The 13,600-nt window shown below is 68.4% G+C and carries 9 protein-coding genes; 3 read left to right on the plus strand and 6 right to left on the minus strand.

Annotation, left to right across the window (positions count from 1 at the left end; translation table 11 throughout):
- Positions 1–424 precede the first annotated feature (424 nt).
- The 3 genes from xylA to ACFSGX_RS04120 are packed head-to-tail and all read right to left on the minus strand — an operon-like array spanning position 425 to position 4,336.
- Positions 425–1,735, minus strand: a complete 1,311-nt coding sequence (gene xylA / locus ACFSGX_RS04110) for a xylose isomerase (RefSeq protein ID WP_380928230.1) — start codon at positions 1,733–1,735, stop codon at positions 425–427.
- The gene (gene xylB, locus ACFSGX_RS04115; protein WP_380927685.1) at positions 1,732–3,195 is read right to left on the minus strand and encodes a xylulokinase; all 1,464 of its coding nucleotides are present in this window, start codon (positions 3,193–3,195) and stop codon (positions 1,732–1,734) included. Before xylB ends, xylA begins: the two co-directional genes overlap by 4 nt.
- A 7-nt stretch (positions 3,196–3,202) precedes the next feature.
- Positions 3,203–4,336, minus strand: a complete 1,134-nt coding sequence (locus tag ACFSGX_RS04120; protein ID WP_380928232.1) for a glycoside hydrolase family 43 protein — start codon at positions 4,334–4,336, stop codon at positions 3,203–3,205.
- Positions 4,337–4,555: 219 nt separating this feature from the next.
- On the opposite strand from ACFSGX_RS04120, the gene ACFSGX_RS04125 reads away from it, so the two are divergent.
- From ACFSGX_RS04125 to ACFSGX_RS04135, 3 genes are all read left to right on the plus strand, one after another.
- A complete protein-coding gene (locus ACFSGX_RS04125; RefSeq protein WP_380927687.1) occupies positions 4,556–5,644 on the plus strand; it encodes a LacI family DNA-binding transcriptional regulator in 1,089 nt (362 codons plus the stop codon).
- Positions 5,645–5,736: 92 nt separating this feature from the next.
- Positions 5,737–7,515: an IlvD/Edd family dehydratase gene (locus ACFSGX_RS04130; protein ID WP_380927689.1), complete on the plus strand. Its 1,779-nt coding sequence runs from the start codon at positions 5,737–5,739 to the stop codon at positions 7,513–7,515.
- On the plus strand, positions 7,448–9,004 hold the full coding sequence (locus ACFSGX_RS04135; protein WP_380927691.1) for a sugar porter family MFS transporter: 1,557 nt from the start codon (positions 7,448–7,450) through the stop codon (positions 9,002–9,004). Before ACFSGX_RS04130 ends, ACFSGX_RS04135 begins: the two co-directional genes overlap by 68 nt.
- Before the next feature lie 395 nt (positions 9,005–9,399).
- Here ACFSGX_RS04135 and ACFSGX_RS04140 read toward each other — a convergent pair whose 3' ends face one another.
- From ACFSGX_RS04140 to ACFSGX_RS04150, 3 genes are read right to left on the minus strand one after another with little or no spacing between them, the layout of a single operon-like run.
- The gene (locus ACFSGX_RS04140) at positions 9,400–10,194 is read right to left on the minus strand and encodes an SDR family NAD(P)-dependent oxidoreductase (RefSeq protein ID WP_380927692.1); all 795 of its coding nucleotides are present in this window, start codon (positions 10,192–10,194) and stop codon (positions 9,400–9,402) included.
- The gene (locus ACFSGX_RS04145; protein WP_380928233.1) at positions 10,194–11,333 is read right to left on the minus strand and encodes a fumarylacetoacetate hydrolase family protein; all 1,140 of its coding nucleotides are present in this window, start codon (positions 11,331–11,333) and stop codon (positions 10,194–10,196) included. Before ACFSGX_RS04145 ends, ACFSGX_RS04140 begins: the two co-directional genes overlap by 1 nt.
- A 26-nt stretch (positions 11,334–11,359) precedes the next feature.
- The gene (locus ACFSGX_RS04150) at positions 11,360–13,444 is read right to left on the minus strand and encodes a GDSL-type esterase/lipase family protein (RefSeq protein WP_380927693.1); all 2,085 of its coding nucleotides are present in this window, start codon (positions 13,442–13,444) and stop codon (positions 11,360–11,362) included.
- Between the last annotated feature and the right edge of the window lie 156 nt (positions 13,445–13,600).

Raw genomic sequence — 13,600 nt, forward strand, 5'->3', positions numbered from 1 at the left:
GGTCCCTCGACTTCGCTCGGGATGGACGGTTTGTGTCGTCGGATCTTGGTGGGTTGGCTCAGCGATCAGGTACGTTGCATGCGAGCTTGGTTGTCGTGTGGCGACAGGGCAGTGCGTCTTGAAGCACGACGGCACTCGTTTATCTTTGACCCGCTGACCCGCTGACCCGCTGACCCGCTGACCCGCTGACCCGCTGACCCGTTTGGTTCGAGCTCGTCGCGAACTCAGCGCGAAGTTCTCGACAGGCTCGAACCAAACGGGGTGGGGTGAGTGGCCAGGCGGATATCATACCGCTTTGGGACGGCGTCGGCGCGCTCTGGTTCGTCGCGTGACGACAGCAAGCAAACAAAACGGGCCCGGCTCGCCTCTGCGTGCCGGGCCCGTCATGACGGCCGGGACTAGCCCGACCGGTCGTCAGTACCGCTTACAGGAAGCGGTTGATCAGGTTTTCGAGGCGCTCCTGGCCGCCCGAGCGGGGCTGGGGGGCGATGTTGCGTTCGATGGCGAGGTCGGCGATGCCCGAGAGGTCGCGGGTAGCGATCGCTTCGCCGAATTCGCCGTTCCAGCCGGCGTAGCGTTCCGTCTTGAACTGGTCGAGGCGACCATCCTCGATCAGCGCGGCGGCGTTCAGCAGGCCCTTGGCGACGACGTCGATGCCGCCGACATGGCCGTGGAACAGATCGGCCGGGTCCATCGACTGGCGGCGGACCTTGGAGTCGAAGTTGAACCCGCCGGTGGTGAAGCCGCCGGCGCGGATGATCTCCAGATTGGCGAGCGTCAGTTCCTCGACCGAGTTCGGGAACTGGTCGGTATCCCAGCCATTCTGCGGATCGCCGCGGTTGGCGTCGATCGAACCGAAGATGCCGAGTGCCGCGGCCGTCGCGATCTCATGCTCGAACGTGTGGCTGGCCAGCGTGGCGTGGTTCGCCTCGATGTTCACCTTCACCTCGTTTTCGAGGCCGTAGCGCTTTAGGAAGCCGTACACCGTGGCGGTGTCGAAGTCGTACTGGTGCTTGGTCGGCTCCATCGGCTTCGGCTCGATCAGGATCGTGCCCTTGAACCCGATCTTGTGCTTGTGCTCGACGACCAGGCTGAGGAAGCGGCCGAGATTGTCGAGTTCACGCTTGAGATCGGTGTTGAGCAGCGTTTCGTAACCCTCGCGACCGCCCCACAGGACGTAGTTCGCGCCGCCGAGACGATGCGTCGCCTCAAGCGCGTCACGGACCTGGACTGCGCCGAACGCGAACACTTCCGGATCGGGGTTGGTGGCACCACCGGCGGCGAAGCGCGGGTGGCTGAACAGGTTGGCGGTGCCCCACAGGAGCTTGCGGCCGGACGATGCCTGGAGCTGTTCGAGATGATCGACGGCCTCTGCGAAGAAGCGGCGATGGTCGGTCAGATTGTCGGCATCGGCCATCACGTCGGCGTCGTGGAAGCAGTAATAGGGCACGTCGAGCTTCTGGAAGAATTCGAACGCGACTTCGCGCTTCATCGCGGCGGCGGCGCTGTCATGCGGGCCGCGGTGCCACGGGCGATCGAACGTGCCGCCGCCGAACACGTCGGACCCCGGCCAGCAGAAGGTGTGCCAGAAGCAGGCGGCGAAGCGGAGATGATCCTCCATGCGCTTGCCGAGGACCATCCGGTCCTTGTCGTAGAAGCGGTAGGCGAGTTCGTTCTGGCTTTCGGGGCCTTCGAACTTGATCTGGGGAATGGCGTTGAAGAAATCGGACATCAGTGGTTCCTGCCGTCGGTTTCGAGGGGGGTGATGCGGGAATAGGCCGCGCGGAACGCAGCCTTCTTCTCCGCAAGGGCATCCATGAGCGCGGCGTCGGGCGCTTGCGTGCGGGCGACGGGCGGCGCGGTGCAGACGCTGGCGACGTCGCCGCCGTCGACCGCGAGCTGCGCCAGCCGGGCCGCGCCGAGTGCGGGGCCGACCTCGCCACCCTGAAGGTAGACGAGTTCGACACCCATCGCGGCGGCGAGCACGCGGCCCCAGTAGCTGGAACGCGCGCCGCCGCCGATGACGGACAGCCGTTCGACCGTCGTGCCGGCTTCGCGCAGCACGTCGAGCCCGTCGGCCAGCGCGAACGCGACGCCTTCGAGCACGGCCTGCGACAGGCGGGCGGCGTCGGTGTCGTTGTCGAGCCGGAGGAACGCGCCGCGGACCTCGGCATCGTTGTGCGGTGTGCGCTCGCCCGAAAGGTACGGCAGGAACAGCTCGGGGCCGCTCGCCGGACCTGCGGCCTCCGCACGCGCGAAAAGTTCGGCGGCACCGCTTGCGCCGGTGATCCGCGCGACCCAGTCGATGCAGGAGGCGGCCGAGAGATGGACCGCCATCTGGTGCCACATGTTCGGCAAAGCGTGGCAGAAGGCGTGGACCGCGCGCGCCGGGTTGGGGCGGAAGTCCGCGGTGGCGACGAAGATGACGCCCGACGTGCCGAGCGAGAGCAAGGCATCGCCATCCGCCACCACGCCGACGCCGACCGCGCCCGCGGCATTGTCGCTGCCGCCCGCGGCGACGGGCACGCGTGGCATGCCCCAGGCCTCGGCGACGTCGGCACCGAGCGTGCCGGTGATCTCCGACCCCTCGTAGAGCCGCGGCATCGCGCTTTCGTCGAGCCCGCTGGTGGCGAGCAGTTCGGGGCTCCAGCGACGCTTGGCCACGTCGAGCCAGAGCGTGCCGGCGGAATCGGACATGTCCGACGCCTTGTCGCCCGTCATGCGCAGCCGGACATAGTCCTTGGGCAGCAGCACGGTCGCGATCTGGTCGAACGTCGCGCGCTCATGATCGCGGACCCAGCGGAGCTTGGGCGCGGTGAAGCCAGGCATCGCGATGTTGCCGGAGATATCGCGGAGGCGCGGTTCCTCGACCTCCATCGCGGTGCATTCGGCGGCGCTGCGGCCGTCGTTCCACAGGATGGCGGGGCGCAACGGGCGGTCGTCCGTGCCGAGCAAGGTCGCGCCGTGCATCTGCCCGGCGAGGCCCACGCCGCGGACCGCGCGGCGGACGGCTGGGTCGATCGCGAGCACCGCGGCGCTCGTCGCGCGCCACCAGGCCTCCGGGTCCTGTTCCGACCAGAGCGGGTGCGGACGCTGGACGGTCAGGGCGGCGGTGCCCTGTCCGGCGATTGCGCCGGCTTCGTCGAGGACGACCGCCTTGACGCCCGAGGTGCCGATATCGATGCCGAGAAACATGCTGCGATCAGTCCTGGAACGGGCTGATCGGACGGATGGTGCCGTCGGCGTTAAAGAACATCTCGGTCACCTTGGCGGAACGCAGGTGGTTCTTATTCGACAGCTGCGTGTCAGCATAGAACAGGTACCAGCGGTTCTGGAACTGGATGATCGAGTGATGCGTGGTCCAGCCCTGCACCGGGGACAGGATGCGACCGGTGTAGCGGAACGGGCCGGTCGGCTTGTCACCCACGGCATAGGCGATGAAGTGCGTGTCGCCGGTCGAGTAGGTGAAGTAGTATTTGCCCTGGCGCTTGAACACCCAGGACGCCTCGAAGAAGCGCCGGTCGTGGTCGCCGCCGAGGATCGGCTTGCCAGCCTCGTCCGTGATGACGACGTCGCGCGGGGGGGCCGCGAACTGCTTCATGTCGGCGGTCATCGGCGCCATCTTGGGCGCAAGTGCGGGCTTGTCGTCCTGACGCAGGTCGGTGTCGCCGGCGTTCGGATCGAACTTGCCCTTCGCCCAGCGCTGGAGCTGGCCGCCCCAGATGCCGCCGAAATACATGTAGCTCTTGCCGTCATCGTCGGTGAACACGGCCGGATCGATCGAGAAGCTGCCGCGGATCGGGGCGGCCTCGGACTTGAACGGGCCCATCGGCGACTTGGACGTGGCCACGCCGATACGGAAGATGCCCTGCTTGTCGCGCACGGGCATGTAGAGAAAATAGGTGCCGTTCTTGTACGCGGCGTCGGGCGCCCAGGCCTGCTTGGAGGCCCAGGGGATGTCCTTCACGTCAATCGCGACGGGGCCGATCGTGACCGGGCCGCCGATGCGGTCCATGCTGAGCACGCGGTAGTCGTGCATCGCATATTGGTTGCCGAGATCGTCGTCGGGAATGCCCGCGTCGACATCGTGGCTGGGGTAGACGTAGATCTTGCCATTGAAGACGTGGGCGGAGGGATCGGCCGCGAAGATCTGGGTCACCAGCGGGGCGGAGAGGTACCGCTTGCCCTCCGGGCTGCGCGCGTCGGGGCCGACGTTCAGCGTGCCGGCGCCGGTCGTCGCGGCGGGGGCTGGCGGCGTCGTCGGAGCCTGGGCCAGCGCGACGGAGGCGAGCAGTGCCAGCGGCACGGCGGCGAGGGCGGAAGAGCGGGTGCCCATGATCATGATCCTTCCTGAAGCGATCTTCTGCGAGACCTGTGGCGGGGGCGAAGTGGTTAGCGCTCTCATAATCGAATGCCGGGGGGAGGCAAGTCCAACTCGCGTCCGCGCGAGGCGGGGCGCCGTCTTGCCGCGACGGGCGCGTCAAAGCGGGACCGCGCCGAATGGACCGGAACGATGCCCTCTTGCCGCGGGGGCCGTTTGCGATAAACCTACATCATGAGCCTCGACGGACCCGGTAAGACAAGAGCCTCCCGCCGCGCAGGCGGTGCCCCGACGATCAGCGATGTCGCCAAGCGTGCCGGCGTATCGCCGATGACGGTCTCGCGCGTCATCAACGGGGTGAACAACGTCCGGCTGGTGACGCGCGACGAGGTGAACAAGGCGATCTCCGCACTGAACTACGCGCCGAACCCGGCGGCGCGCAGCCTGGCGGGGGCGGGGCAGACGCGGATCGGGTTGCTGTACAGCAACCCCAGCGCGGGGTTCCTGAGCGAGTTCCTGCTCGGCAGCCTGGACCAGGCCGCGCGCAGCGACGTGCAGATCATCGTCGAGAAATGCGAGCTGGGCGATCACGAGATCGAGGTGACGCGCCACTTGATCGAGGGTGGGATCGACGGCGTGATCCTGCCGCCGCCGTTGTGCGAGACGGACTCGATCCTGGACCTGTTGTCCGCCGCGGGCGTGCCGACCGTGTCGGTGGCGAGCGGCCTGCCCGCCGACGAATTGCTCGCGATCCGGATCGACGACCGCGAGGCGGCACGGACGATGGTGCGCCACATCCTGGCGCTGGGCCACCGGCGGATCGGGTTCATCACCGGCAATCCCAACCTGTCGGCCAGCGCGCGGCGGCTGGAGGGCTATTCAGCCGCGCTGGAGGAGTCGCGGATCCCGCTCGACGAGAAGCTGATCGCGCATGGGCTCTATACCTACCGGTCGGGGCTGGACGCGGCGGAGCAGTTGCTGGAACTGGACGATCCGCCGACCGCGATCTTCGCATCGAACGACGATATGGCGGCGGCGACGGTCGCGGCGGCGCATCGCCGCGGGCTGGACGTGCCGGGCGACCTGACGGTGTGCGGGTTCGACGATACGACGCTGTCGACCGCGATCTGGCCGGAGCTGACGACGATCCACCAGCCGATCGCCGACATGTCGCGCGCGGCGGTCGCGCTGCTCGTCTCGACGATCCGCCAGCAGCGCGGCGGCGAGGTGACCGAACGGCACCGGACGCTCGACTTCACGCTGATCCGGCGGCAGTCGGACGCACCGCCGCGGCGCCGGCCGCGCGTCGGCGTGTCGCAGTAGCGACCGCCGCTTGACCATGGTCCGGTATCTGGTAGCGTTATCAGCGATACGGCAGGCCCGATGCGGGCGATGCCGGACGGGAGAGTAGCAGAGTGCAACGTCAACCGGTTCGTCCCTTCCGATCGCGCGATTGGTTTGCGGACCCGGCGCGGTCGGACATGACCGCGCTCTACCTCGAACGCTTCATGAATTACGGCCTGACGCCGGCCGAGCTGCGGTCCGGGCGGCCGATCATCGGCATCGCGCAGACGGGTTCGGACCTGAGCCCGTGCAACCGCATCCACCTGGACCTGGCGCGCCGCGTGCGCGACGGCATCCGCGATGCGGGCGGGATCGCGATGGAGTTCCCGGTCCACCCGATCTTCGAAAATTGCCGGCGGCCGACCGCCGCGCTCGACCGCAACCTCGCCTATCTCGGACTGGTCGAGACGCTGTACGGCTATCCGATCGACGCGGTCGTGCTGACCACCGGGTGCGACAAGACGACGCCGTCGGGGATCATGGCGGCATCGACCGTCGATATCCCGGCGATCGTGCTGTCGGGCGGGCCGATGCTGGACGGCTGGCACGACGGCGAACTGGTCGGGTCGGGCACCGTCATCTGGCGGTCGCGGCGCAAGCTGGCGGCGGGCGAGATCGATGAGGAGGAGTTCCTGCAGCGCGCGACGGACAGCGCGCCGTCGGCGGGGCATTGCAACACGATGGGCACCGCATCGACGATGAACGCGGTGGCCGAAGCGCTCGGCCTGTCGCTGCCCGGTTGTGCCGCCATCCCGGCGCCGTACCGCGAGCGCGGGCAATATGCGTACGAGACCGGCCGGCGGATCGTCGAGATGGCGTATGAGGACCTGCGCCCGTCGAACATCCTGACGCGCGAAAGCTTCCTGAACGCGATCCGCGTGGTCACCGCGATCGGCGGATCGTCCAATGCGCAGCCGCATATCCACGCGATGGCCAAGCATGCCGGAATCGAGATCGCGGCGTCCGACTGGTCCGAGTTCGGCTATGACCTGCCGTTGCTGGTCGATGTGCAGCCGGCGGGTCGGTTCCTGGGCGAGCGATTCCACCGCGCGGGCGGCGTGCCGGCGGTGATGACCGAGCTGCTCGGTGCGGGCAAGCTGGACGGCGCTTGCGCGACGGTAACCGGGCGGACCGTGGCGGAGAATATCCAGGGGCGCGGCGCGACCGATCGCGAGGTAATCCGCGCGTTCGACACCCCGCTGAAGGAGCAGGCCGGGTTCCTGGTGCTGACCGGCAACCTGTTCGATGTCGCGATCATGAAGACCAGCGTGATCTCGCCGGCGTTCCGCGAACGGTATCTCGAGCGGACGGGCATGGAGAATGTGTTCGAGGCGCGGGCGATCGTCTTCGAGGGATCGGACGATTATCACCACCGGATCAATGATCCGGCGCTCGACATCGACGAGAATTGCATCCTGGTGATCCGCGGGGCGGGACCGATCGGCTGGCCCGGTTCGGCCGAGGTCGTGAACATGCAGCCGCCGGACCATCTGATCCAGCGCGGGATTTTGGCGCTGCCGACGCTGGGCGACGGTCGCCAGTCCGGCACGTCGGACAGCCCGTCGATCCTGAACGCGAGTCCCGAAAGCGCGGTCGGCGGTGGCCTGTCCTGGCTGCACACCGGCGACGTGATCCGGATCGACCTCGCCGCCGGGCGTTGCGACGCGCTGGTCGACGAGGCGGAGATCGCGCGACGCCGCGGCGAGCCCGCTCCGCCGATCCCGGCGAGCAATACGCCGTGGGAGGAATTGTACCGCGAAAAGACCGGGCAATTGAGCGAGGGTGGGGTATTGGACTTCGCAGTCAAATATCGCGGCATCGCGGCCCGCACGCCGCGCCACAATCACTGACCGCACGACGACCAGGGACGATGAAGTCGGCAAAGCCGGCATGAGGGAGAGAGTAACGATGAGCGAAACGACGCGGGGCCTCGCCGGGGACGGCGGCATGGTCAACCACGGGTTCATTGCCGCGATCGTCGCGGTAGCGACGATCGGTGGTTTCATGTTCGGCTATGACTCGGGGGTCATCAACGGCACCCAGAAGGGGCTGGAGGCTGCGTTCGGGCTCGGTCGGCTGGGGATCGGCGTCAATGTCGGCGCGATCCTGGTCGGGTCGGCTATCGGCGCGTTCGGGGCGGGGCGGCTGTCCGACCGCATCGGTCGGCGCAACGTCATGATGATCTCGGCCGGGCTGTTCCTGTTCAGCGCGCTGCTGGCCGGGGCCGCGACGGGCTCGGCGATCTTCATCTTCGCGCGCATCATCGGCGGCCTGGGCGTCGGTGCGGCGAGCGTCATCTCGCCGGTCTACATCTCGGAAGTGACGCCGGCCTCGATCCGCGGGCGACTGTCGAGCGTGCAGCAGGTGATGATCATCACCGGGCTGACCGGCGCGTTCGTCGCGAACTTCGCGCTGGCGCGTTATGCCGGTGGGTCGACCGCCGACTTCTGGCTCGGCTATCCGGCCTGGCGCTGGATGTTCTGGCTGCAGGCGATCCCGGCCGCGATCTACTTCTTCGCGCTGCTCGTGATTCCGGAAAGCCCGCGTTTCCTGGTCGCCAAGGGCCGCGACGCCGAGGCGCACACGGTGCTGACCCGGCTGTTCGGCAAGGCCGAGGCGGACCGCAAGGTCGTCGAGATCCGCAACTCGCTGGCCGCCGACCATCACAAGCCGAAGCTGTCCGATCTTCGCGACAAGACCACCGGCAAGATCCGTCCCATCCTGTGGGCGGGCATCGGCTTGGCGATCTTCCAGCAGCTCGTGGGCATCAACGTCGTGTTCTATTACGGCGCGGTGTTGTGGGAAGCGGTCGGGTTCACCGAGGACAACGCGCTGCAGATCAACATCCTGTCGGGTGTCCTGTCGATCGCGGCGTGCATCTTCACGATCGGCACGGTCGATCGGATCGGTCGCAAGCCGCTGCTGCTGGTCGGGTCGGCCGGCATGGCGGTGACGCTGGCGACCGTGGCCTACGCCTTCTCGACCGCGGTCACCGGGGCGGACGGCGCGGTGTCGCTGCCGGGTAACTCGGGCATGATCGCGCTGATCGCGGCCAATCTGTACGTGATCTTCTTCAACGCCAGCTGGGGCCCCGTGATGTGGGTGATGCTGGGCGAGATGTTCCCGAACCAGATCCGCGGTTCGGGGCTGGCGGTCGCCGGGTTCGCGCAGTGGATTGCCAACGCGGCGATCTCGGTCAGCTTTCCGGCGCTGTCGGTCTCGCCGGGGCTGGCGATCACCTACACGGGCTACGCGATCTTCGCCGCGCTCTCGTTCTTCTTCGTCAAGGCGATGATCAACGAAACGCGCGGGCGCGAGCTGGAAGACATGGAGGGCTGAGGCTTTCCTGTCTTGGCGACGAGGGGCGGGGGCATCCAGTGGGTGCCCCCGCTTTTTTTGTGTCTGGGTGGGTTTGGTTCGGTGCGCCTGTCCAGTGCGCTGGAACGACACGCTCGTCTTGTCACGGCCTGCACGCAAGCTCGTCATCCCGGCGTAGGCCGGGATCTTCCTTGGGCCAGGGGTGCGCGCTTCACCGAAGGGAGATCCCGGCTTTCGCCGGGATGACGGTTTGGGGTCAGGGTTTTGGGGTGAGGGGCTTTGGTGTCGGGGCTATTCGGTGTTCCGCGCCCCGAGGCTCGCAGCTTCTAGACATAGAAACAGCCGGCGATGGGGATCGCCGGCTGTCGTTGCTTTGGTCGTTCAGCGGCCGGGCTCGCTCCCAACCGCTCAAGACATCAGCGCCAGCCGGCGTCGACCCAGTAGTTGTGGGCGGTGCACATGCGGGCGTCGTCGGAGGCAAGGAACATGGCCATGGCGGCGATGTCGTAGGGCTGGATGCGGCCGTCCATGCACTGCGACGCGACGATCTCTGCCTCGCCCTCCGGCGTGTACCACTTTTCCTGGCGCGGGGTCTGGACATTGCCGGGGACGATGCTGTTGACGCGGATCCGGTCGCGGCCAAGATCGCGGGCCAGACTGCGTGTCAGACCCTCGATCGCGGCCTTGGCGGTCTGGTAGAGCACGAGGTCGGGCAGCGCGAGGTGCCAGCTGATCGAGCCGAAGTTAATGATCGCGCCGCCCGCGGCCTTCATCGCCGGGACCACCGCCTGCGTCGCGAAGAAGGCGTGACGCAGGTTCACGTTCATGCGGCGATCCCAGTAGTCGGGCGTCACCTCTCCCACGGTGTGGCGATCGTCGTTCGCGGCATTGTTGAGCAGGACGTCGCAGCCGCCGAGCTGCTCGATCATCGTGGCGAAGACAGTCGTCAGCGCATCGAGATCGGTTAGGTCGAGCCGGTGGAAGATCGGCACATGCGCAGCGTCGGGCGAGAGGCGCGCGATCAGCGCCTCCGCATCCGCCTCGACGATGTCGATGAACGCGACGCGCGCGCCCTGCCGCACGAAGCCCTCGACCAGACCGGCGCCGATACCGGACGCGCCACCGGTGATGATGACGCGCTTGCCGCGGAGCGAGGGATAGACGGCGGCCTGTGCCGGGTCGGGATGGGTCTGGGACATGGAATCTTTCATCAGGTGCGTTTCGACAGCAGCCCGCGGGCCGCGAGGTTACGGACCAGCGCCGTAACGCCGAACGTCCATTCGGGTGCCGCCTTGGACGTGGTGACGGGGTTGAGCAAGCGGCCGAGGCGGGGCGATGCGATCGAGACGGTGTCGCCGACCTTGTGCGTGAAACCGCGGCCGGGCTCGTCGCGGTCCTTGGTCGGCGCGAACAGCGTGCCGAGGAACAGGACGAAGCCGTCGGGATATTGGTGCTCGCTCATCGTCTGACGGACCAGTTCCTCCGGATCGCGGCTGATCTGGTCCATCGCGCTCGCGCCGTCGAGGACGTAGCCGTCCTCACCTTCGATCCGTAGCGCGACGCTGGCGGAGCGGACATCGTCCATCGTGAAGCTGTCGTCGAACAGCCGGACGAACGCACCGAGCGAGCAGGAGGCGTTGTTGTCCTTCGCCTTGCCGAGGAGCAGCGCCGAGCGCCCTTCGAAATCGCGCAGGTTGACGTCGTTGCCGAGCGTCGCGCCGACCGTGCGGCCGGTCGGGTCGACGAGCAGCACGACCTCCGGCTCCGGGTTGTTCCAGGTGGAGTCGGAGCGCACGCCGACGGCGCTGCCCCAGCCCACGGTCGAGAGCGACGCGGCCTTGGTGAAGACTTCGGCGTCGGGGCCGATCGCTACCTCGAGATATTGCGACCAGAGCCCTTCCTCGATCAGTGCGACCTTGAGCGCGGCGGCTTCCTCGGTACCCGGAACGACGGCGGCAAGACCGCCACCGACGCGTGTTTCGAGCCGTTCCCGGACCGCGGTGGCGGCACCGGGGTCGCCGCGCGCCAGTTCCTCGATCACGCGTTCCAGCGCGGAGACGGCGAAGGTGACGCCGGCCGCCTTCACGCACTGGAAATCGATCGGGCTGAGCAGGCGCGGCGTGGCGTCGGGCGACAGGCCGAGCGTGTCGAGATCGCCGATCGGCTCGCCCGCGGTGTGGTCGAGCAGGCCGTCGGCGACCAGTTCGGCGACGGTGGGGGCGACGCGCGACATGTCATGGACGACGCCGCCCACGACGAGCACGGGCGAGGGGCCGTCGCCGCGATCGATGCGGCCGAGCCAGCGGCCTTCGCGCCATTCGGTGCCGAGGGCGTCGGCGGGGTCGAAGATAGGGGTCACTGAAGCGATCTCCGTTTTCAGGTGCAGAGGCCGGCAGGCGGCTTGGCGAGGTGCATGGTGGACAGGCCGCCGAGCGAGGCGGTCGGGCCGGGAAGGGACAGGTCGTTCGCCGAGGCATAATAGGGATCAGCCTGCGCCGCGGCGAGCGTGGTGAAGCGGAATCCCATCGAGCGGTAGAGCGCGAGCAGGCGGGGGAGCATGCGTGCGTCCATCGCGCCGACGTGCATCAGCAGGATGTAGGGCACGTCGCGCCCGAGCTGGGTCTGCGCCCGTTCGCGGGCGGCGAGCGCGCCAGTGCGGGCGCCGGCGAGGAAACTGGCGTCGAGCTTCGCGATCGCCGCGCTGTCGTGACGGGCGGCGCAGGCGGCGTAGGGCTCGTTCCATTCATAGTCGCTGAAGCTCATCGTGACCGCCGCGATGCGGTAGCCACGGCGGCGCAGGTCGGCGCGGATTGCTTCGCGCGCGGCGGGCGCGGTGCCTTCGGACAGATAGGGGTAGCGGAACCAGTGCCAGTCGGTGCCGCGGGCGAGTTTGGCGAGTGGTGGCTCGTTCTTCGCGATGTCCGCGGCGTAGTTGACGGGGCCGACCTCGTCGAGGTTCGGATGGGAATAGGTGTGGTTGCCGAGCGGGAGGCCCGCCGCACGCCACGCCTCGCTGGCCCGGCGCGAGTCCGCGTCGTCGAGGTCGCTGACCGCGTTGAGGAAACCGAACGCCGGTGCCTTGGCGCGGGACAGCGCTGTGGTGATCGCGCGGATCACGCCGACGCGGGTTTCGCCGGGCGGCAACGGGCCGTGCGACGGGATGTCGTCGAAGGTCAGCGCGATCGTGGGGGGCGGTGCCTTGCCCCGCGCGGCGGATGCGGATGCGGCGAAGAGCGTCAGCGGGACGGCCTCGCCCATCGTGCGGTAGCCGGCGGGGGAGGGGTGGAGATGGTCGCCGGAGTCGAAGGCGGGAGCGAGCCGGTCGGGACGCGCCGGATCGCGCACGATGCGGTCGAAATCGATCACCGCATCGAACGTGCCGGAAGTGCGGATGAAGCGGTTGATCGCCTGGCGGTCGGCCTCCGTTTCGGGGCCGGCATGGTAATAGTCGTTGCCGATCAGCGGCGTGATCGTGCCGCCGATCAGGCGAATGCCGTGGGCGTGCGCGCGGTCGGCCATCTGGCGATAGGCGGCGGTCACGTCGGCGACGAGGGCGGCATGCTGTGCCGGGGTGGCGGGTGCCTCGCGCGTCAGGACGCCGAGGTCGTTCACCCCCTCCAGCACGATCGCCCAGCGGACGCCGGTGCGGGCGATGACGTCGCGGTCGAACCGCGCGAGGAGGTTGGGGCCGAGCCCGTCGAGCAATATGCGGTTGCCGCCGATGCCGGCGTTGACGACGCCGATCGTGCGGGTCGATGCGTTGCCGCGCAGCCGCTGGGCCAGGACATCGGACCAGCGCGTGTTGGTGTTGGGCAAGACCCCATAGCCGTCGGTGATCGAGTCGCCGATCGTGACGACGGTGCCGGCGCTGGCGGGATCGGACACCTCGACATCGGCGATGACGTACCAGTGGGTGAGCGTGGCGGCGCCGGCGAGCACGGGATCGGCGACGTGCGCGCCGGGGAGGGTGAAGCTGGTCGCGCGGGAGCCGGGGTGGCCGGTCTGCGGCGCGGGGGCGGCCGGCAGATGAAGGCTGATCGCAAGGTCCGCGCCGGGGGCGACGGGCATTGTCACCGGATCGGAGTAGAGTTCCGCGCCGGCCGGGATCGTGGTGCCGGGGCGGCCGGAGAAGGTGAGCGGCACGCCGGCGTCGGTGCGCGCCGTGCCGGGTGCCAGCGGGCGAGCCAGGTGCGCGGCCGCGACGACGAGTGGTTGCTTGCCGAACATGTTGGACAGCCGGACGCGGACCTGGCGACCGCCGGCGGAGAGTCGCACGACCTGACGCAGGGTGATGCCGTCGGCGGGGATGGCGGGGAGCGCGTTGTCGCCGTCCGCCACCATTTGCGAGGTGCCCCAGCTGGCGATCCAGTCGGCGCGGCGCGGGGCATCGGGGGCTGCACGTGCGCCGACCAGCGCCGGGAACAGCGCGAGTGCGATCAGGGCTGTCGGCCACCGCTTCATCGCTTACCCTCTCCCGGTTGTCGTTAGCGCTATCAATACGCAGTCCGCCCTACTGACCGCAAGCGCCGCCTCGCGTCAATCGGGTCCTGTATACGAATGCGATATCACCGGTGCCCGCGGAGCGCCAGAACGCAGGCAGGCGGTGATTTTTGTCGC

The organism is Sphingomonas arantia (genome assembly GCF_042682045.1).
Lineage (GTDB): Bacteria > Pseudomonadota > Alphaproteobacteria > Sphingomonadales > Sphingomonadaceae > Sphingomonas_R > Sphingomonas_R arantia.